This window comes from Streptomyces sp. NPDC057743 (genome assembly GCF_042798755.1).
In the GTDB taxonomy this organism is placed as follows: domain Bacteria; phylum Actinomycetota; class Actinomycetes; order Streptomycetales; family Streptomycetaceae; genus Streptomyces.
Genome location: NZ_JBHVJX010000002.1, coordinates 1 through 18,168 on the forward strand (window position 1 = coordinate 1; position 18,168 = coordinate 18,168).

At 71.3% G+C, this 18,168-nt stretch carries 19 protein-coding genes; 6 read left to right on the top strand and 13 right to left on the bottom strand.

Annotated elements, in window-relative coordinates; all coding sequences use genetic code 11:
* Positions 1-746 precede the first annotated feature (746 nt).
* On the bottom strand, positions 747-1,397 hold the full coding sequence (locus tag ACFVFQ_RS02010) for a DNA-3-methyladenine glycosylase (RefSeq protein ID WP_383407031.1): 651 nt from the start codon (positions 1,395-1,397) through the stop codon (positions 747-749).
* A gap of 244 nt (positions 1,398-1,641) precedes the next feature.
* On the opposite strand from ACFVFQ_RS02010, the gene ACFVFQ_RS02015 reads away from it, so the two are divergent.
* Together ACFVFQ_RS02015 and ACFVFQ_RS02020 are read left to right on the top strand one after the other, a co-directional pair.
* Positions 1,642-2,181 carry a YbhB/YbcL family Raf kinase inhibitor-like protein gene (locus tag ACFVFQ_RS02015; RefSeq protein WP_383407034.1) on the top strand — a complete coding sequence of 180 codons (540 nt, stop codon included), beginning with the start codon at positions 1,642-1,644 and terminating at the stop codon, positions 2,179-2,181.
* 460 nt (positions 2,182-2,641) lie between these two features.
* Positions 2,642-3,148 carry an HNH endonuclease gene (locus ACFVFQ_RS02020; RefSeq protein WP_383407038.1) on the top strand — a complete coding sequence of 169 codons (507 nt, stop codon included), beginning with the start codon at positions 2,642-2,644 and terminating at the stop codon, positions 3,146-3,148.
* Between the two features lie 52 nt (positions 3,149-3,200).
* On the opposite strand, the gene ACFVFQ_RS02025 is transcribed toward ACFVFQ_RS02020, so the two are convergent.
* The 4 genes from ACFVFQ_RS02025 to ACFVFQ_RS02040 all read right to left on the bottom strand — a co-directional run bounded on the left by ACFVFQ_RS02025 (position 3,201) and on the right by ACFVFQ_RS02040 (position 6,440).
* On the bottom strand, positions 3,201-3,968 hold the full coding sequence (locus ACFVFQ_RS02025; protein ID WP_383407041.1) for a sulfite exporter TauE/SafE family protein: 768 nt from the start codon (positions 3,966-3,968) through the stop codon (positions 3,201-3,203).
* 85 nt (positions 3,969-4,053) lie between these two features.
* Positions 4,054-5,022, bottom strand: coding sequence for an SPFH domain-containing protein (locus ACFVFQ_RS02030; RefSeq protein ID WP_383407044.1), 969 nt, complete (start codon positions 5,020-5,022; stop codon positions 4,054-4,056).
* Between the two features lie 67 nt (positions 5,023-5,089).
* Positions 5,090-5,503, bottom strand: a complete 414-nt coding sequence (locus tag ACFVFQ_RS02035; protein ID WP_383408022.1) for an NfeD family protein — start codon at positions 5,501-5,503, stop codon at positions 5,090-5,092.
* A gap of 124 nt (positions 5,504-5,627) precedes the next feature.
* Entirely contained in the window at positions 5,628-6,440 is an 813-nt protein-coding gene (locus tag ACFVFQ_RS02040) for an ABC transporter ATP-binding protein (RefSeq protein ID WP_383408025.1), read from the bottom strand.
* Between the two features lie 92 nt (positions 6,441-6,532).
* Between ACFVFQ_RS02040 and ACFVFQ_RS02045 the strand changes: the two genes are divergently transcribed.
* Complete coding sequence (locus ACFVFQ_RS02045; RefSeq protein ID WP_383407047.1) at positions 6,533-7,348, top strand: hypothetical protein; 816 nt, start codon at positions 6,533-6,535, stop codon at positions 7,346-7,348.
* A 106-nt stretch (positions 7,349-7,454) separates the two neighbouring features.
* Here ACFVFQ_RS02045 and ACFVFQ_RS02050 read toward each other — a convergent pair whose 3' ends face one another.
* From ACFVFQ_RS02050 to ACFVFQ_RS02065, 4 genes are all read right to left on the bottom strand, one after another.
* Complete coding sequence (locus tag ACFVFQ_RS02050; RefSeq protein ID WP_383407050.1) at positions 7,455-7,700, bottom strand: chaplin; 246 nt, start codon at positions 7,698-7,700, stop codon at positions 7,455-7,457.
* A gap of 167 nt (positions 7,701-7,867) precedes the next feature.
* Positions 7,868-8,113: a chaplin gene (locus ACFVFQ_RS02055; protein WP_383407053.1), complete on the bottom strand. Its 246-nt coding sequence runs from the start codon at positions 8,111-8,113 to the stop codon at positions 7,868-7,870.
* Between the two features lie 185 nt (positions 8,114-8,298).
* Positions 8,299-8,982, bottom strand: a complete 684-nt coding sequence (locus ACFVFQ_RS02060; RefSeq protein WP_383407056.1) for a response regulator — start codon at positions 8,980-8,982, stop codon at positions 8,299-8,301.
* On the bottom strand, positions 8,975-10,120 hold the full coding sequence (locus ACFVFQ_RS02065; RefSeq protein ID WP_383407059.1) for a GAF domain-containing sensor histidine kinase: 1,146 nt from the start codon (positions 10,118-10,120) through the stop codon (positions 8,975-8,977). The genes ACFVFQ_RS02060 and ACFVFQ_RS02065 overlap by 8 nt, the downstream gene beginning before the upstream one ends.
* A gap of 398 nt (positions 10,121-10,518) precedes the next feature.
* On the opposite strand from ACFVFQ_RS02065, the gene ACFVFQ_RS02070 reads away from it, so the two are divergent.
* A complete protein-coding gene (locus ACFVFQ_RS02070; RefSeq protein ID WP_383407062.1) occupies positions 10,519-11,250 on the top strand; it encodes a nitroreductase family protein in 732 nt (243 codons plus the stop codon).
* 338 nt (positions 11,251-11,588) lie between these two features.
* Entirely contained in the window at positions 11,589-12,302 is a 714-nt protein-coding gene (locus tag ACFVFQ_RS02075) for a transglycosylase SLT domain-containing protein (RefSeq protein WP_383407066.1), read from the top strand.
* Between the two features lie 98 nt (positions 12,303-12,400).
* Here the strand turns inward: ACFVFQ_RS02075 and ACFVFQ_RS02080 are convergent, their stop codons facing one another.
* The gene (locus tag ACFVFQ_RS02080) at positions 12,401-14,953 is read right to left on the bottom strand and encodes an FHA domain-containing protein (RefSeq protein WP_383407071.1); all 2,553 of its coding nucleotides are present in this window, start codon (positions 14,951-14,953) and stop codon (positions 12,401-12,403) included.
* A 455-nt stretch (positions 14,954-15,408) separates the two neighbouring features.
* Here ACFVFQ_RS02080 and serB point away from each other — a divergent pair, with 455 nt between their 5' ends.
* Positions 15,409-16,656 (top strand): phosphoserine phosphatase SerB, encoded by a 1,248-nt coding sequence (serB, locus tag ACFVFQ_RS02085; protein WP_383407075.1) that lies wholly within the window; start codon positions 15,409-15,411, stop codon positions 16,654-16,656.
* 192 nt (positions 16,657-16,848) lie between these two features.
* Here serB and ACFVFQ_RS02090 read toward each other — a convergent pair whose 3' ends face one another.
* The 3 genes from ACFVFQ_RS02090 to ACFVFQ_RS02100 all read right to left on the bottom strand — a co-directional run bounded on the left by ACFVFQ_RS02090 (position 16,849) and on the right by ACFVFQ_RS02100 (position 18,006).
* On the bottom strand, positions 16,849-17,367 hold the full coding sequence (locus ACFVFQ_RS02090) for a SixA phosphatase family protein (protein ID WP_383407078.1): 519 nt from the start codon (positions 17,365-17,367) through the stop codon (positions 16,849-16,851).
* Positions 17,368-17,478: 111 nt separating this feature from the next.
* On the bottom strand, positions 17,479-17,697 hold the full coding sequence (locus ACFVFQ_RS02095; RefSeq protein WP_383407081.1) for a hypothetical protein: 219 nt from the start codon (positions 17,695-17,697) through the stop codon (positions 17,479-17,481).
* Between the two features lie 192 nt (positions 17,698-17,889).
* Positions 17,890-18,006: an SGM_5486 family transporter-associated protein gene (locus ACFVFQ_RS02100; RefSeq protein WP_274916418.1), complete on the bottom strand. Its 117-nt coding sequence runs from the start codon at positions 18,004-18,006 to the stop codon at positions 17,890-17,892.
* Between the last annotated feature and the right edge of the window lie 162 nt (positions 18,007-18,168).

The following is an 18,168-nucleotide window of genomic DNA, read 5'->3' on the forward strand; positions in this document are numbered from 1 at the left end:
AGCACGCCGCCAGCGTTCGTCCTGAGCCAGGATCAAACTCTCCGTGAATGCTTACCGGTAATCCGGTCATACACTCGCGTTGAGCGGAACCACAAAGAGGAATAGTCCCTGTGGTTCACAGCGTCCTCGCTGTGTGTGCCTCCCGAACACGTCGGAAGGACTTTCAAAGGAACCTCGTCCCAGCGTGATGCTGGAGACGGGGTATCAACATATCTGGCGTTGACTTTTGGCACGCTGTTGAGTTCTCAAGGAACGGACGCTTCCTTCGGCCTGCCCTCGCGGGCTTCCTCCGGGCGCTTCCCTTCGGTCTTGCGTCTCCGACTCTATCAGATCCTTTCGGCCCTGATTTTCGCCGGTGCGATTCGGCCTTTCGGCTTCTTCGCGGTTCCAACCGTACCAGATCCGTTTCCGCATCCGGCCCCCTGTTGGAGTGGGGTTCGGCCGCTTCGCTTTCGCTTTTCGGCCTTTCCGACTTTATCAGATCTTCGTTCGCTTCCGGCCACTGAGCGGCTGGTTCGAATTCCGTTCTGAATTGCTCGTCGGAGGAGCTTGCCTTTCGGCGTAACCACTACTTTAGCGGCCTTTCCTGACGACCCATAATCGAGTCACTGGAATCGAATTTCGGCCATGCCGAAACAGACCCATCAGGGAGTCGTGCGAAGTAGTGGTTGGTGCCGCATCGGGGCGCAGAAAGCGCTGCCCGTGTCCAGCGGCTCGGGCCACGTTAGGCGTTTGGCGGGACAGAGTCAAGTAGCTGTGGCGGTGCGGCGGCGGGGGCTGTGGGGGCGGTAGGGGCTGACGGTCGGGTCGCCGTCGATCCAGTAGCGCCAGGGGTGGTCCGCGCCGTCGCCGCCGACGCCGGTGCGGGGGCCGTTGCGCACCGCGTCACGAGGGGCCGGGGTGCCGTGGAGGATCGTGAGCGGGGTGGCGGTGGGCGCGCAGACGTCGATGCCGTCCAGGGAGCGGTCGATGTCGAGGGCGGTGGCCAGGCGGGCCGGGCCCTTGGCCAGTTCGTTGGCGTTGCGGGCCTTGGGGCGGCGGGCGGCGGCCAGGGGTTCGCCGGTCAGGATCTCGCCGGCGCGCAGCAGGACCGCGCTGGCCTTGCCCTCGGGGCCACAGACCAGGTTGATGCTGAACCACATGCCGTAGATGAAGTAGACGTACGCGTGGCCGGGTGGGCCGAACATGGTGGCGTTGCGGGCGGTGCGGCCGCGGTAGGCGTGGGAGCCCGGGTCGCACTCGCCGTCGTACGCCTCGACCTCGGTGAGGCGGAGCTCGATGGGGCCGTCGGGGCTGTGGCGTACCAGGGTGCGGCCCAGGAGGTCCGGGGCGACGTCCACGACGGGACGGTCGAAGAAGTCGCGCGGGAGGGGGGTGCGGTCTGGTACGTCGGTCATGGGTTCCGAGCGTAGTGGAGCCGGGCGGGGGCGCGGGGTGGGTGGATCTGGCCATGATCGGGGGTGGGGGGAGGGCGTGGTGCGGGGCGCGGTAACGGTGGCTGTTGCGGCGGGAGTTGGAGGTGGCGGGGGTGCCGGTCGGCTGGGCGCGGGGGTGCGGTCGTTGGCTGGGTGGGGGTGGCGGGGGTGGAAGGGGCTCTAACCTGGCCGGACAGAGTGTCAGCAAGCGACCAGGAGGTCCGAGGTGTCCGAGCTGAAGCGGCGGCCGCTCCCGCACGATTTCCATCCGCCGGTGGCGGAGTTCACGGTGGTGAGCGAGGAGGTGGAGCCGGGCGGGACGCTGCGACCGGAGCAGGTCTATGCCGAGGGGAACCGTTCGCCGCAGCTGCGGTGGGAGGGCGCGCCCGAGGGGACCAAGAGCTACGCCGTCACCTGCTACGACCCGGACGCGCCGACCGGCAGCGGGTTCTGGCACTGGGTGCTCTTCGACATCCCGGCGTCGGTGACGGAGCTGCCGACCGGGGCCGGTAGCGGTGATCTGGTGGGGCTTCCCAAGGGGGCCGTGCACGCCCGCAACGACTACGGGACGCGGGACTTCGGTGGCGCCGCGCCGCCGCCCGGGGACGGGCCGCACCGCTATGTGTTCACCGTGTACGCGGTCGACCAGGAGGAGTTGGGGCCGGACGCGGACGCCTCGCCCGCGGTGGTCGGCTTCAACCTGCGGTTCCACACGCTCGGGCGGGCCCAGTTGATCGGCGAGTACGAGGTGCCCGCCGCCGGCTGACCCGCGGCCGGCTCTCCGGCCCGTGGGAAATGCGTTGCGCCCCGGCGCTTCCGCCACCCACAGTGGTACGCGTGCCGCCGCCTCCACGAGGCGGCGGGCGGCTGGTACCGCAGTGGCGGAGCGCCGGGGCGCCAGTGTGTGTGCGCCCCTCCCCCGTGGCCCCAGGGCCCGGGAGGCGCCCCGTCCGGACGTCCGTACGCTCAGGGGCGTCCGCGCCGGCCGCCGTTCGCTCCGGGTTCCTCGTACGGGGGTCGGAACCCGGAGTGCACTCTTCTTCCCGGTGTCCCGCGCGGGCCGTCGCGCGGGCGCCGCCCCCGTCGCGGAGCACCTCTTCTTCATGCTCCCGCAACCCCTCATTTCCCTTGTGGCATACGGAAATTGCGTTGTCCGGGGAATACCTGCCCTTGCAGAGTGGAGCCACTTCGCCAGGGCGGCGATCAGGGTCCGGGAGGTGGACGGGATGCGCGAGACGCTGGTGCTGAATGCGAGCTTCGAGCCGCTGGCGACGGTGTCGCTGCGGCGTGCGGTGGTGCTGGTGATGCAGGACAAGGCGGTCGTCGAGCACGCCCACCCGGGGTTGCGGGTCCGGGCGGCCTCGGTGGACGTGCCGGTGCCGCAGGTGATCAGGCTCAGCAGATACGTACGGGTGCCGTTTCGAAGACGGGCGCCCTGGTCCCGGCGGGGTGTGTTGGCGCGGGACCAGCACCGTTGTGCGTACTGCGGGCGGCGGGCGACGACCGTGGACCATGTGGTGCCGCGGTCGCACGGCGGTGGGGACACCTGGCTGAATACCGTCGCCTCGTGCCGGGAGGACAATCACCGCAAGGCGGACCGGACGCCGGAGCAGGCGGGGATGCGGCTGCTGCGGCGGCCCTTCGAGCCGACGCCGGCGGATGCGCTGGTGGCGGCCCTGGGGGTGTCCGTACGGGACGAGTTGCCGGACTGGCTGCGGGCGCTGCCGGCGTAGTGGCGCGGGTGACCGGTGGCTGTCGTTCACCTGCCCGTAGGCGTAACTCCCGCTATTTCGTGAGGAGTTGGACGATGGCCACCAGGCCCACCGCGACGATCACGGCGCGCATCGCGGTGGGCGGTAGTCGGCGGCCGACCCTGGCGCCCAGTTGGCCGCCGAGCGCGGAGCCGGCCGCGATGAGGAGCACCGCGGCCCAGTCGAAGTGGGCGACGAAGAGGAAGAAGACCGCGGCGACGGCGTTGACGAGCGCGGTGAGGACGTTCTTGAGGGCGTTGCTGCGCTGGAGGTCGTCGCTGAGCAGGACGCCCATCAGGGAGAGGTAGATGATGCCCTGCGCGGCGCCGAAGTAGCCGCCGTAGACGCTGGCCAGCAGGAGGCCGGTGAACAGGGCGGGGCCGCCGTCCCGGTGGGTGGTGGTGCCGTTGCGGGCGCGGCGGGCGCGGACCGCGGCGGCCAGCCGGGGCTGGGCGACGACGAGCACCAGGGCGAGCGCGATCAGGGCGGGGACGACCGCGTCGAAGGCGCTGGAGGGCAGGGCGAGCAGCAGGACCGCGCCGCCCAGGCTGCCGATGACGGCGCCGGCGCCGAAGCGCAGCACCCGGCCGCGCTGGCCGCGCAGTTCGCGCCGGTACTCTATGGCGCCGCTGATCGAACCGGGCACCAGGCCAAGGGAGTTGGAGACGTTGGCGGTCACCGGTGGGAGGCCGACGGCGAGCAGGACGGGGAAGGTGATCAGGGTGCCGGAGCCGACGATGGTGTTGATGGTGCCGGCGCCCAGTCCGGCGGCGAAGACTGCGACTGCTTCCCAGGGGGACACCGACGGCTCCTCACGCGATCAGGGTTGCCTCCCCGCCGCGAAGGTCGGGGGGCAACCCTGATCATGCACGAGGGATGCGGCCGCGTCAGTCGATCGGGGGCGCCTGTCGCTCGGGGCTGGCGGGCCGGGGGATCGTGGCGCCGCCGCCGGCGGGGTTGAAGTTGCCGATGGCGCCGCCGAGGCCCTTGAGCGCGTCGCCGATCTCGCTGGGGACGATCCAGAGCTTGTTGGCGTCGCCCTCGGCGATCTTCGGGAGCATCTGGAGGTACTGGTACGACAGCAGCTTCTGGTCCGGGTCGCCGGCGTGGATGGACTCGAAGACCACCCGGATCGCCTGGGCCTCGCCCTCGGCGCGCAGGGCCGCGGCCTTGGCCTCACCCTCGGCGCGGAGGATCGCGGACTGCTTCTGGCCCTCGGCGGTGAGGATTTCGGACTGCCGGACACCCTCGGCCTGGAGGATCGCGGCGCGCTTGTCACGGTCGGCGCGCATCTGCTTCTCCATCGAGTCCTGGATGGAGGTGGGCGGCTCGATCGCCTTGAGCTCGACGCGGTTGACGCGGATGCCCCACTTGCCGGTGGCCTCGTCGAGGACGCCGCGGAGCGCCGCGTTGATCTCCTCGCGGGAGGTCAGGGTCCGCTCCAGGTCCATGCCGCCGATGATGTTGCGGAGGGTGGTGACGGTGAGCTGCTCGATCGCCTGGATGTAGCTGGCGACTTCGTAGGTGGCGGCGCGGGCGTCGGTGACCTGGTAGTAGATGACGGTGTCGATGTTGACGACGAGGTTGTCCTGGGTGATCACCGGCTGCGGCGGGAACGGCACGACCTGCTCGCGGAGGTCGACGCGGTTGCGGACCGTGTCGATGAACGGGACGACGATGTTCAGGCCGGCGTTGAGTGTGCGGGTGTAGCGGCCGAAGCGTTCCACGATGGCCGCGCTGGCCTGGGGGATGACCTGGATCGTCTTGAGGAGTGCGATGAAGACGAGCACCACCAGGATGATCAGGACGATGATGATATCCAAAGCGGCTCCCGTTGCCCTTCGTTGCTGGCCCATCCGGCCGCGGCCGGCTTGTTGTTGATCAGTCTTCCAGAGGTGCGGGGCGTCGCACACCGGGTTCGGTTCAGATGACGAGGGCGGTGGCGCCCTCGATGTCCACCACGTCCACCTGTTGCCCCGGTTCGTAGACTCGGTCGCCGTCGAGGGCGCGGGCCGACCAGATCTCGCCGGCGAGTTTGATGCGGCCGTCGGCCCCGCCGTCGACCCGCTCCAGGACCGTGGCGGTCCGGCCCTTCAGCGCGTCGATGCCGGAGGCGACGTGCGGGCCCTGGCCTCGGTGGCGGTTGGCGATCGGTCGCACGACGGCGACCAGCGCCACGGACACCACGACGAACACCAGGAATTGCACGACGGTGCCGCCACCGAGCGCTGCGGTGACGGCACCGGCGACGGCACCGACCGCGAACATCCCGAATTCGGGCAGCGCGGTCACGACGAGCGGTATGCCCAGTCCCACGGCGGCGAGCAGCCACCACACCCATGGATCCACGGAGTCATGGTAGATCGGTCGGGCGGCTCGCGGACAGGGCGCGATCGGTCAGTGGCCGGTCGCCGTCGACCGGGCAACGGTCAAGGGCGGCCGGCCACTTGGGATCCCGGGGTTACTTCAGGGGCAGGCCCTGGGCGGTCCAGCGGTCGGCGCCGTTGCGCTCGACGATGAGCGGGAGGCCGAAGCAGTGGGAGAGGTTGCTGGAGGTGAGCTCCAGGTCGAGCGGGCCGGCGGCCAGCACCTTGCCCTGATTGATCATCAGGACGTGGGTGAAGCCCGGCGGGATCTCCTCGACGTGGTGGGTGACCATGATCATCGAGGGCGCGTAGGGGTCGCGGGCGAGCCGGCCGAGGCGGCGCACCAGGTCCTCGCGGCCGCCGAGGTCGAGGCCGGCAGCGGGCTCGTCCAGGAGGAGCAGCTCGGGGTCGGTCATCATCGCGCGGGCGATCAGGGTGCGCTTGCGCTCGCCCTCGGAGAGGGTGCCGAACTTCCGGTCGAGGTGGGCGTTCATGCCCAGGCGGTCGAGGAAGGCGCGGGCGCGCTGCTCGTCGATCTCGTCGTAGTCCTCGCGCCAGGTGGCGGTCATGCCGTAGGCGGCGGTGAGGACGGTCTGCAGGACCGTCTGACGGCGCGGCAGCTTGTCGGCGAGCGCGATGCCGGCGACGCCGATGCGCGGGCGCAGCTCGAAGACGTCGACGCGGCCGAGCTGCTCGCCGAGGATCCGGGCGGTGCCGGTGCTCGGGAAGAGGTAACTGGAGGCGACGTTCAGCAGGGTGGTCTTGCCGGCTCCGTTGGGGCCGAGGATCACCCAGCGCTCCCCCTCCTTCACCGACCAGGAGACCTGGTCCACCAGAGCCCGTCCTTCGCGGACCACGGATACGTCCACCAGCTCCAGTACATCGCTCATGAGCGCACTGTCTCCCATTGCCATCTCGCGTCGTCGTGTGCGCCGGTAGGCGCAGCCCCCCTGCAAACCTACGCCACTCGTTGTCAGTGCCGTTCCCTAGGCTGGGGACCATGCTCGATGAACCTCGCTCAGGACGGCTGGCGGCGTGGGGAAATGCCCTTTTGGCCGGACTTGTCTCACTCGATGACGCCGCGCACCAGATCGCGGACGACGATGCGGTGCACCGCGTCCTGGGGCTGCCCGGGGAGGACGCCCCGGTCGGTCTGACGCTCGCGCTGGGGCGGCTGCGGGCGCTGGGGGCGGTCGGCCTGCGGGTGGCGCTGCCGGTGCCGGGGCATCCGCTGGGGCTCAGCGGCCCGCCGGAGTTCAACGCGCGGGCGCTGGAGGCCGGCGAGGCGGTGCTGGCGCACGGCGTCGCGCTGGGGCTCGTCCCGGAGGTGTACGAGGCGGGCCCGGAGGGCGCGGCCGGCCCCGATGTGCACGTCGAGGTGGTCTGGCACTGCCTGCCGGCCCGCGAGGCGCCGCCGGCCGACGTGCCGTCGCTGGGCGAGGCCGAGCGGGAGCTGGCGGAGGCGCTGCGGGAGGCGACGGAGCTGCTCGCGCGGCTGGACGTGGCCGGTTCCGGCCCGGTGGCGGACGCGGCGCTGGCGGCCTACCGGGCGCGGGCGGAGGCCGGCCGGCAGGTGCTGGCGCCGGGCTATCCGCCGCGCGCCGTACGGGTGTTGGAGCTAGCGCAGCGGGTCGGCGCGCTGATCGACATCGCCCGGGGAGCGGGCGGGGACGGTCGGGAGCACGGCGCGGCGGTCAGCTCGTCGCAAATCGCGGCCCGCGCCGAGGCGTTGCGCCCGGTGGAGCGCACGGCCCGGCGGGCGCAGGTGGCGGCGTACAACTCCGCGGTGGAGGAGCGGGAGCGGCGCCGGGGGTGAACGGGAAGGTCCCGCCGGCCATGGCGCGGCCGGCGGGACCTTCGAGGAGAGTTCGAGGACCAACGCCCTCCTTCGGCCCGGGCGTTGAGGGCCCGGGCCGGTGGCGTCAGTCGTTGGCGGCGTGGTTGCCGAAGACGGAGTTCAGCACGCCGACGACGTTCACGCTGTTGCCGGAGACGTTCACCGGCACGTCCACCGGGGCCTGGACGAGGTTGCCGGAGCCGACGCCCGGGGAGTTCAGGGCCTTGCCGTCGGCGTGCCCGCCGTCCTGGGCGAACGCCGAACCGGCGGCGGCGCCGACGGCGAGACCGGTGGTGGCAAGGACAAGGGCGGCCTTTTTGACGGTGTTCATGGTGGCGTGTTCCTCACGTGGTGGCACAGGGCCGAAAACGACGGTGGATGTGGAGGGCGGACCGGCCGCACGGCCAGGGCTGGGCGGGGCCGGTCCGAAGTGACCTGCGCGGGGCCGGAGTTCGGCCCGGCGCGCGGGTCAGGTGGTCGGAGCGAGAGCTCCCACGATCACTTGTTGACGCAGGCGTTGCCGAAGGCCGGGTTGAGCAGGCCGACCACGGAGATGGTGTTGCCGCAGACGTTCACGGGGACGTGCACCGGGGCCTGGACGGCGTTGCCCGCGACGACGCCGGGCGACTGCACCGCGGCACCCTGGGCCTGCGTGCCGTCGTGGGCCGAGGCGACGCCCGCACCCGCCAGGGCGAGACCGACCCCCGCGATCGTGACGGCCGCAACTCGCTTGATGTTCTTCACTTCTCTTGCTCCTCGTTGCCGATGCCGTGGCCAGCCGCCACGACTGCACTGGGAAACGGCCCGGCAGGGAGCTGGGATACGCCAAACGGGCTACGTATACACGACAGTATGAATCTCCGACTCACGGGGCGACGTTCGGCTAATAGTTTTGATAGGGCCGCAACGTGCCCCGCCCACCTGGGGTTTCAGGCCCCGATGCCGTGCCGCACGGCCCACAGCGCGGCCTGGGTGCGGTCGGCCAGGTCCAACTTCATCAGGATGTTGGAGACATGGGTCTTGACGGTCTTCTCCGACAGCACCAGCGCCCGGGCGATCTCGCGGTTGGAGCGGCCGTCCGCGATCAGTCCCAGCACCTCCCGCTCCCGCTCGGTGAGCGAACCGCCGCGCCCCTGGCCGCCGTTGTTGTCCTCCTGCGACAGCAGCGCGCCGGCCACCTCGGGCTGGAGCAGCACATGGCCGGCGTGCACCGAACGGATGGCGCCGGCCAGCGCGTCCGGGTCGATGTCCTTGTAGACGTAGCCGGCCGCGCCCGCGCGCAGCGCCGGGACGACGGTGCGCTGCTCGGTGAAGCTGGTGACGACCAGTACCTTGGCCGGGTTGTCGAGCGCGCGGAGCTGCCGGAGCGCCTCGATGCCGTCCATGCCGGGCATCTTGATGTCCATGAGGACGACGTCCGGGCGCAGTTGCTCGGTGGCGGCGACGCCCTCGGTGCCGTCGGACGCCTCCCCCACCACCTCGATGTCGTCCTGGACCTCCAGGAACGTGCGCAGGCCGCGGCGGACGACCTGGTGGTCGTCGACGAGCAGCACGCGGATCGCGTGGCCCTCGCCGGTGGCCCGTTCGGTACCGCCCTGCGGTTGTTCAGCCACCGGGCACCTCCATCTCGACAGTGGTGCCCTTGCCGGGCTCCGATTCCACGGTGAGCGTGCCGCCGACGCCGCCGGCGCGGTCGTGCATCGACACCAGGCCCAGGTGCCGTCCGGCCCGGCGGACGACGCCGGTGTCGAAGCCCCGCCCGTCGTCGGCGACCCGCAGCAGGGCGCCCTGGCCGGACCGGGTGAGGCTCACCTCGACGTGCGCGGCGCCGGAGTGGCGCAGCGCGTTGTGCAGCGCCTCCTGGGCGACCCGGAGCATCGCCTCCTCCTGGGCGGAGGGCAGCGCCCGTACACCCTGGGCGGCGAAGCTGACCCGGGCGGTGTGCGCCCGGTCCAGGACCTGGACCTGGGAGCGGAGGGTGGCGACCAGCCCGTCCTCGTCGAGGGCCGCCGGGCGCAGCTCGACGACGGCGGCGCGCAGCTCGTCGGCGGCCTCCGCGGCCAGGGCGGCGACCTGGTGGAGCTCGTCCTTGGCGCGGGCCGGATCGCGGTCGACCAGGGCGGTCGCGGCCTGGGCGGTGAGCCGGAGCGAGAACAGCTTCTGGGAGACCGCGTCGTGCAGCTCGTGGGCGAGCCGGGCGCGCTCGCCGGCGATGGTCAGCTCGCGGCTGCGCTCGTAGAGGCGGGCGTTGGTGAGGGCGATGGCGGCGTGCTGGGCGAGTATCCCGAGCAGCCGCTCGTCCTCCTCGGTGAATCCGCACCCGCCGGCGGGCTTGGGGCAGCGCTTGTTGGCCAGGAAGAGCGCGCCGAGGATCTCGTCGCCGTCGGCGACCGGGAGGCCGAGGAAGTCGGACATGTCCGGGTGGGCGGCGGGCCAGCCGCCGAAGCGGGGGTCCTCGCGGACGTCGGCGAGGCGCTCGGGGGTGGCGTTGTGCAGCATCGCGGCGAGGATGCCGTGCTGGCGGGGCAGCGGGCCGATGGCCTTCCACTGCTCGGCGCTGACGCCGTCCACGACGAACTGGGCGAAACCCCCGTGGTCGTCCGGCACGCCGAGCGCGGCGTACTCGGCGTCCAGCAGTTCACGGGCCGAGGCGACGATCGTCTTGAGGACGTCGCGCACCTCCAAATGCCTGCTCATGGCCAGGATCGCGGTGCTCACCGCGGGGATCCCGGCACCCGCTCCGGTGCTCATGGCCTCACCGTACCGGCGCGTCGATCACCCCGTATCGGTCCGCCGACGCTGGGTGCCTACGCCCGCTGACCTAGGCCGAACGCCCCGTGGGGGGCGCGGAGCCGGTCGGGGCCCGATCGAGGTGCGACCGAAATACCCCGATCCGATTCGTCCGCATATGGGTCGTGCAAGTCCCCTTATATAGGGGAGCACCATAAAGGGGGTCTGATGGCGAGATGCCGGGAAGAGTCGTGTTCGCCCGTAAGTCAATCCTTGCCCCCTTATATAGGGACAAGTGGCGCGAGCGGTGCGGGCCGGGGGTGCGGTGGCGCGGCGATCGCGCCGCGGACGCGGAGGGAATCGGCACGAATTCGGTGATCCGCGGCGCGGGCCGCCGGCCCGGACCCAGACTCGTGGGCATGTCCTCTTCATCACAGGCGCACAGCGCGCCCACACCCCCGACGAAGCGTTGGACGCCCACCCACGGCGAGCCCTACCGGTCGGTGCCGTACCGGCCCGAGCGGATGCCCGCGGACGAGTCGCTGGCCCGCGCCGCCGAGCTGCGGGAGCGGATGGACCGGCGGCGGACGGTGCGGCAGTTCGCCGCCGACCCGGTGCCGGAGCAGGTCGTTCGGGACGCGATCGCCTGCGCCGCCACCGCGCCTTCCGGGGCGCACCAGCAACCGTGGACGTTCGTCCTGGTCAAGGACCCCGAGGTGCGCCGCCGGATCCGGGCGGCGGCGGAGGCCGAGGAGCAGCGCTCCTACGCGGGGCGGCTGGGCGAGGAGTGGCTGGCGGCACTTAGGCCGCTGGGCACGGACGAGGTCAAGCCGCATCTGACCGACGCCCCGCAGCTGATCGTGGTCTTCCAGCAGCGGCACTGGCTGGGTCCGGACGGCGCCAAGCACAAGCACTACTACGTGGACGAGTCGGTGGGCATCGCGGTCGGGATGCTGCTGTCGGCGCTGCATCTGTCGGGGCTGGCGGCGCTGGTGCACACCCCGAGCCCGATGCGGTTCCTCCAGGAGGTGCTGGGCCGGCCGGCCAACGAGAAGGCGTTCGCGGTGATCCCCGTCGGCTACCCGGCTCCGGACTGTCGGGTACCGGATTTGGTACGAAAGTCCCTTGACCAAGTCTTGGTCGAGGTCTGACCCGGCCCACCTCGCCCGCAATGCGCACACGGTCTGTGCGATTGCAACTACTACCGGCGAGATAAACCTCCTCCCGCTGTGACCCCGCGCATAGGGCGCAGGTCACTTACGAGCCTGGTTAGTGGACCGAGAAACCCGCTCTGAACTGGGAATATTCCCGCTCGGACGCAATCTGGGCGGGCCCGGTTCCACTAACCGGGATCGTACGTCACATCGTTGCTCGGCGAATTTTCGGCCGCTAAGAATGGCTCCCGTCGCTCGGCGCCGCAGTCAGAACTCGGCGTTCTGCCGCCGCTCTTGGCCCGTGCGATGTCCCCCATTGGAAGAGGTCGTCTCCCATGCCGAAGCACGCCAGTCTGAACCTGACCCGGGCCCACAAGCTCACCGCCGCCGGTGTCGCCGCGGCCGGTGCCGCCGCACTGGTCTTCACCGTCGTCCCGGGGGCCGACGCCAGCCAGGGCACGGCCGAGGCGCCCTCCGCCAGCCTGAACATCAAGCCGGTGGCCTTCAGCGCCGTCGACACCGCCGCCCGCGCCCAGCAGGCCACCATCACCCAGCAGGCCGACGCCTCCGCCGCTCAGGGCAAGGCCGAGGCCGCCCTCGCCAAGCAGAAGGCCGAGCAGGCCGCCAAGGCGAAGGCCGAGCAGGAGCGCCAGGGCAAGGCGGCCGCGAGCCGCTCCGCCGTCCGCGAGGCCGTCCCGGCCGCCGCCCCGAAGCCGGCGAAGATATACCCGAACACCCTGGACGGCTGGATCCGCGAGTCGCTGGACATCATGGCGAAGCACAACATCCCGGGCAGCTACGACGGGATCTACCGCAACCTGATGCGCGAGTCCTCCGGCAACCCCAACGCGATCAACCTCTGGGACTCCAACGCCCAGATGGGCATCCCGTCCAAGGGTCTGCTCCAGGTCATCGACCCGACGTTCCGCGAGTTCCACGTCCCCGGCACGTCCTGGAACATCTACGACCCGGTTGCCAACATCACCGCCGCCTGCAAGTACGCGGCCAACCGCTACGGCTCGATGGACAACGTCAACTCGGCCTACTGAGCCGGACGTTCACCACGCACCGCACCGGCGCGCTACGGCACGCGAAGGGGCGGCACCCGAACTCGGGTGCCGCCCCTTCGCGTTGACCGGTGCCGGCGCTACTTGCGCATGACCTCCGGCTCGTGGCGGCGCAGCAGTCGGGCGACGACGAAGGCGAGCCCGACGCCCAGGGCGAGCAGGATGACGACGTCCATCACGTAGACGCCGGTCTGGTGCTTCCACAGCGGGTCGGGGTGGCCGACCTCCCAGGGCAGCAGCGTGTTCATGTCGGCCGTCGCGCCCATCGCGGAGACGCCCCAGCGCGAGGGCATCAGCCAGGAGAACTGGGAGACGCCGACGGTGTCGAAGAGCTGGAAGAGCACGCCGGTGAAGACGACCTGGATGATGGCGAACATGACCAGCAGCGGCATGGTCTTCTCGGCGGTCTTGACCAGCGCGGAGATGATCAGGCCGACCATCATCGAGGTGAAGCCGAGGGCGATGATCGCGACGGTCATCTCGATCGCCGGCAGCTTCGGCACGATCAGACCCTGGGACGGCATGGTCCGCATGGAGAAGCCGATGGCCGCGAGGATCACGCCCTGGATGGCGGTGACCACGCCGAGCACGATGACCTTGGACATCAGGTACGCCGACCGCGACAGGCCGGTGGCCCGTTCACGCTCGTAGATGACCCGCTCCTTGATCAGTTCGCGGACCGAGTTGGCGGCGCCGGAGAAGCACATGCCGACCGCGAGGATCAGCATGATGGTGCTGGCGTCGCGGTTGGGCCGCATGCCGAGCTGCTTCTCGGGACCGTAGCCGAGGCCGTAGTCGCTGGGGATCAGCAGGGAGACCACGCCGAGGACGGCCGGCAGCAGCACCATCAGGGCGAGGAAGCCGCGGTCGGAGGCGAGCACGGAGACGTAGCGCCGCATCAGGGTCCACAGTTGGGAGCCCCAGCTCTGGGACTTCTGTATGCGGGCCGGCGGGGCCTGGACGCTGACCGCCTGCGGCGGGGCGGCGTCGAGGTCGGCGGCGTACATCTGGTAGTGCGGGGAGCCGCGCCAGCGGCCGGCCCAGTCGTAGTCGCGGTAGTTCTCGAACGCCGAGAAGACGTCGGCCCAGGACTCGTACTGGAAGAAGTTCAGCGCCTCCTGGGGCGGGCCGAAGTAGGCCACCGAACCGCCCGGCGCCATCACCAACAGCCGGTCGCACAGGGCGAGTTCGGCCACCGAGTGGGTGACGACCAGGACGGTGCGGCCGTCGTCGGCCAGGCCGCGCAGCAGCTGCATGACGTCGCGGTCCATGCCCGGGTCGAGGCCGGAGGTCGGCTCGTCGAGGAAGATCAGCGACGGCTTGGTCAGCAGCTCCAGGGCGACCGAGACGCGCTTGCGCTGGCCACCGGAGAGCGAGGTGACCTTCTTGTCCTTGTGGATGTCCAGCTTGAGCTCACGCAGCACCTCGTCGATCCGGGCCTCGCGCTCGGACTCCGCGGTGTCGCCGGGGAAGCGCAGCTTGGCGGCGTAGCGCAGGGCCTTCTGGACGGTCAACTCCTTGTGGAGGATGTCGTCCTGCGGGACCAGGCCGATGCGCTGGCGCAGCTCGGCGAAGTGCGTGTAGAGGTTCCGGTGGTCGTAGAGGACCTCGCCCTCGTTGGCGGGGCGGTAGCCGGTCAGCGCCTTGAGCAGCGTCGACTTGCCGGAGCCGGACGGGCCGATGACGGCGACCAGGGACTTCTCGGGGACGCCGAAGGAGACGTCCTTGAGGATCTGCTTGCCGCCGTCGACGGTGACGGTGAGGTGGCGGGCCGAGAAGGAGACCTCACCGGTGTCGACGAACTCCTCCAGCCGGTCGCCGACCAGCCGGAAGGTGGAGTGGCCGACGCCAACGGTGTCGTTCGGGCCGATCAGCGCGGTACCGGACTTGGGGACCGGCTGGCCGTTGACGTAGGTGCCGTTGTGGCTGCCGAGGTCACGGAGCTCGAACCGGCCCTCGGGCGTGGCCCGGAACTCCGCGTGGTGGCGGGAGACCTGGAGGTCGGAGACGACCAGCTCGTTGTCGAGGGCACGACCGATCCGCATCACCCGGCCGGTGTCCAGGCGGTGGAAGGTGGTCGGGCTGCGGTCGCCGCCCTGGGCCTGCGGGGCCTGCTGCTGCGGCGCGGACGCCCCGGCGGACGCGGCCTGTTGGGGCGCGCCCTGCTGCGGCTGCTGGGCCTGCTGCGGCGGGACGTACGGCGGCTGATGGCCCTGCGGCGGTGCCTGCCAGTCCCGTTGGGCGGGCGGCTGCTGCTGCGCGGGCGGGACCGGCCAGCCCTGGTGCGGGGTCGCCATGGCCTGCGTCTGGAGGGCGTCGGTCGACACCCCGGCGGCGGACAGGGTCATCCGGGGGCCGTCGGTGGCGTTGCCCAAGTGGACGGCGGCGCCCGGGCCGATCTCCAACTGCTGGATGCGCTGGCCCCGGACGTAGGTGCCGTTGGTACTGCCGTGGTCCTCGATCAGCCAGCTGCGGCCGGACCATCGGAGGCTGGCGTGCCGCCAGGAGACCCTGGCGTCGTCGAGCACCATGTCGCCCTGCGGATCACGGCCCACGCTGTAGGACCTGGACGGGTCGAGGGTCCAGGTCCTTCCGTTCAATTCCAGTACGAGTTCAGGCACTCCATGCCCCATTACATAGTCCCCCGAGAGACGCCCAGTGCGGGAAGTCTAGGGATGGCGAAACATCGTGAGGAACTATTTCAGGCTCGGCCGGCGGACGGGAAACCGGGACGGCGCCGGGGGCGGAGCACTTCCGCCGGCATCCGGCGAACCCTCCCGGAGAGCCGGAATAGCCCGCTGGAGCCCACATTGCCGGGAATTCGGGGCATTCGACGCACCGGGATGCCCCCGGACGACGCCCCGGGCCGCGAAAACGCCATACCAAAAGGGGAGTTGGAGTGCCAGCGCGGTCCCTCGGACCGGTGCAACCGGGCGGGCGCGGACACGAGTCCATAACGATCGCCCCGACCCCCGCGGACCGGGCGCCCGGCCGCTTCGGTGGCGGTCCGGTGACCCTGTGACGCCGCGGGTCCGAACCCCGGACACCCGTACGGCCCCGGCCGGCCTCCGGTTACCGTAAGGGCACCATGAGCGCATCGCAGACCCCGCCTGCCGCCGCCGGACCAGGCGAAGACGTACCGACACTCCTCGTCAAGATCTTCGGGAAGGACCGGCCCGGCATCACCGCGGGCCTCTTCGACACCCTGGCCGCCTACTCCGTCGATGTCGTGGACATCGAGCAGGTGGTGACCCGAGGGCGCATCACCCTGTGCGCGCTGGTCACCGCCCCCTCCCCCGACCGGGGCGGCAGCGGCGCCTCCGAGGGCGACCTCCGGGCCACCGTGCACAGCTGGGCCGAGTCCCTGACCCTCCAGGCCGAGATCATCTCCGGCCGCGGCGACAACCGCCCGCGCGGTCTGGGCCGGTCCCACGTCACCGTGCTGGGACACCCGCTCACCGCGGAGTCGACGGCCGCCATCGCCGCCGCCATAACGGCCACCGGGGGCAACATCGACCGCATCTTCCGGCTCGCCAAGTACCCGGTGACGGCAGTCGAGTTCGCGGTCTCCGGCGCTAAGACCGAGGCGCTGCGCAGCGTGCTGGCGCCGGAGGCGGCGCAGCTGGGGGTGGACGTCGCGGTGGTCGCGGCCGGGCTCCAGCGGCGGGCGCAGCGGCTGGTGGTCATGGACGTCGACTCCACCCTCATCCAGGACGAGGTGATCGAGCTCTTCGCGGCACACGCCGGGTGCGAGGCCGAGGTCACCGAGGTGACCGCCGCCGCGATGCGCGGGGAGCTGGACTTCGAGCAGTCGCTGCACGCCCGGGTCGAGCTGCTGGGCGGGCTGGACGCGTCCGTGGTGGACCTCGTCCGCAAGGAGGTGCGGCTGACGCCGGGCGCGCGCACCCTGGTCCGCACGCTGAAGCGGCTCGGCTACCAAGTCGGCGTGGTCTCGGGCGGTTTCACCCAGGTCACCGACGCGCTCCAGGAGGAGCTGGGGCTGGACTTCGCCGCCGCCAACACCCTGGAGATCGTCGACGGCAAGCTGACCGGGCGGGTCGTCGGCGACATCGTGGACCGGGCCGGCAAGGCGCGGCTGCTGCGGCGGTTCGCGCACGAGGCCGGGGTGCCGCTGGTGCAGACCGTCGCGATCGGCGACGGCGCCAACGACCTCGACATGCTCAACGCGGCGGGGCTGGGGGTCGCCTTCAACGCCAAGCCGGTGGTCCGCGAGGCCGCACACACCGCGGTGAACGTGCCGTTCCTGGACACCGTGCTCTATCTGTTGGGGATCACCCGCGAAGAGGTGGAGGCGGCGAACACCCACGCGGAGTGAGGGGTGGGGCCGGGCCCGGCCCCGCTTCCGCTCCGGACAGGGAGAAGGCCCCGAAGCGCCTCGTGCGCTTCGGGGCCGTGACGTCTCGACGCTCAACTGGGCCGCCGTGGGCCGCTCGTCGTCCGGGAACGGCCGTCGCGCCGGGCGGTGGCGTTGCCGGACGGGGCGTCGCCCCGTGGCCGCGGGGTGGCCTCAGGCGTGCGGCGACCAGAACGCGACCAGCCGGCCGATGCCGTGCTCGACCGCCTTCCAACTGCCGTTGAAGGTCAGCACCGCCATCGCCGACGTCGGGAAGCCGCTGCGGTTCATCCGGGCCAGCAGATCGCCCTCGGCCTCGCCGGCCAGGGCGTCGGCGAGGTCGTGCACCCCGGGGTTGTGCCCGACGAGCATCAGGTCGTCCACCTCGTCGGAGGTCTCGTTCAGCAGCGCGATGAGCTCGCCCAGGGACGCCTCGTACAGCCGCTCGTCGTAGACGGTCTTGGGGCGGTGCGGAAGCTCGGAGACGACCAGCTTCCAGGTCTCCCGGGTGCGGGCGGCCGTCGAGCAGAGAGTCAGGGCGGGGGTCACTCCGGCACCGGCCAGCCAGCGGCCGGCGACCGGGGCGTCCTTGCGGCCGCGATCGGCGAGCGGACGCTCGTGGTCACTGTCGTTTGACCATTCGGCCTTGGCGTGTCGGAGCAGGACAATCCGGCGGGGTGTATCGACGCTCATGCGTCCCAGCTTCGCATGAAACCCGCCGCCCGGCGCGGGGTGTTGGGGCGCTCCGCTCGGGCGGGTGATGTGCCCCGGGCAACGTCACAGCCCCCCGACGAGAGCCGGCGCTCACCCCCCGAGCCGCAGCACCCTGGCGACGAATTCCAGCAGCGGTCCGAGCGTCTGCGAGGCCCGCTCCGCGCCGGCCGCGCTCGCCGCACCGGGATTCGCGACGAGCAGCAGCAGGGCTATGAACGAGAGCACCGGCAGCGCCACTCCCCACCACGGCAGCGCCTTCCGCAGGCGGGTGCCGTGCGCTGCGGACGGACGGCTGAACGCGGTGGACATGGCGGGCTCCGGAAGGTCACTCAAGGGCTCGTGCGCCCGCGGGGCCGCGGGGCACCCACCGCCGTTTCGCGGTGTAACGGTGACGCTACGGATCTCCGGCGGCCGTTCCTATCCGGGAAGCCACCCATTCAACCCTGAGACCGGCCCCCTAGGGGATGGGGGGACAGCCCCACCCCGGGACCGGGTCACCGGTCATCGCGCGGCGATGCTGGCGATGATGGCGACGACGGCGGTCACCCCGAGCATCAGGCCCAGGACTTGCAGCAGCTTCTTCTGGCTGCCCTGCGGATTCGGTTCGAGGACTGGCATGCGCCCAGTGTCGCACCCGCCCCAGGCACCCCTGTGCCCAGGGCTCGCGTCGGGGTGCGCGGGGCGCGTAACGACGGCGCGGGCGACGGCCGGTGGCCACCGGCCTCGCGCATCCGCCCCGTGCATCCACCCCGCGCGCCCGCCCCCGTCAGCGCTCGCCGG

Bases quoted from the DNA above. Each gene is read 5' to 3' on its own strand.
- ACFVFQ_RS02010 (WP_383407031.1), bottom strand. From the start codon at position 1,397: ATGACCGACGTACCAGACCGCACCCCCCTCCCGCGCGACTTCTTCGAC.
- ACFVFQ_RS02020 (WP_383407038.1), top strand. From the start codon at position 2,642: ATGCGCGAGACGCTGGTGCTGAATGCGAGCTTCGAGCCGCTGGCGACG.
- ACFVFQ_RS02030 (WP_383407044.1), bottom strand. From the start codon at position 5,022: ATGGGCCAGCAACGAAGGGCAACGGGAGCCGCTTTGGATATCATCATC.
- ACFVFQ_RS02040 (WP_383408025.1), bottom strand. From the start codon at position 6,440: ATGGGAGACAGTGCGCTCATGAGCGATGTACTGGAGCTGGTGGACGTA.
- ACFVFQ_RS02045 (WP_383407047.1), top strand. From the start codon at position 6,533: ATGCTCGATGAACCTCGCTCAGGACGGCTGGCGGCGTGGGGAAATGCC.
- ACFVFQ_RS02050 (WP_383407050.1), bottom strand. From the start codon at position 7,700: ATGAACACCGTCAAAAAGGCCGCCCTTGTCCTTGCCACCACCGGTCTC.
- ACFVFQ_RS02065 (WP_383407059.1), bottom strand. From the start codon at position 10,120: ATGAGCACCGGAGCGGGTGCCGGGATCCCCGCGGTGAGCACCGCGATC.
- ACFVFQ_RS02070 (WP_383407062.1), top strand. From the start codon at position 10,519: ATGTCCTCTTCATCACAGGCGCACAGCGCGCCCACACCCCCGACGAAG.
- ACFVFQ_RS02075 (WP_383407066.1), top strand. From the start codon at position 11,589: ATGCCGAAGCACGCCAGTCTGAACCTGACCCGGGCCCACAAGCTCACC.
- ACFVFQ_RS02080 (WP_383407071.1), bottom strand. From the start codon at position 14,953: ATGGGGCATGGAGTGCCTGAACTCGTACTGGAATTGAACGGAAGGACC.
- serB (WP_383407075.1), top strand. From the start codon at position 15,409: ATGAGCGCATCGCAGACCCCGCCTGCCGCCGCCGGACCAGGCGAAGAC.
- ACFVFQ_RS02090 (WP_383407078.1), bottom strand. From the start codon at position 17,367: ATGAGCGTCGATACACCCCGCCGGATTGTCCTGCTCCGACACGCCAAG.
- ACFVFQ_RS02095 (WP_383407081.1), bottom strand. From the start codon at position 17,697: ATGTCCACCGCGTTCAGCCGTCCGTCCGCAGCGCACGGCACCCGCCTG.
- ACFVFQ_RS02100 (WP_274916418.1), bottom strand. From the start codon at position 18,006: ATGCCAGTCCTCGAACCGAATCCGCAGGGCAGCCAGAAGAAGCTGCTG.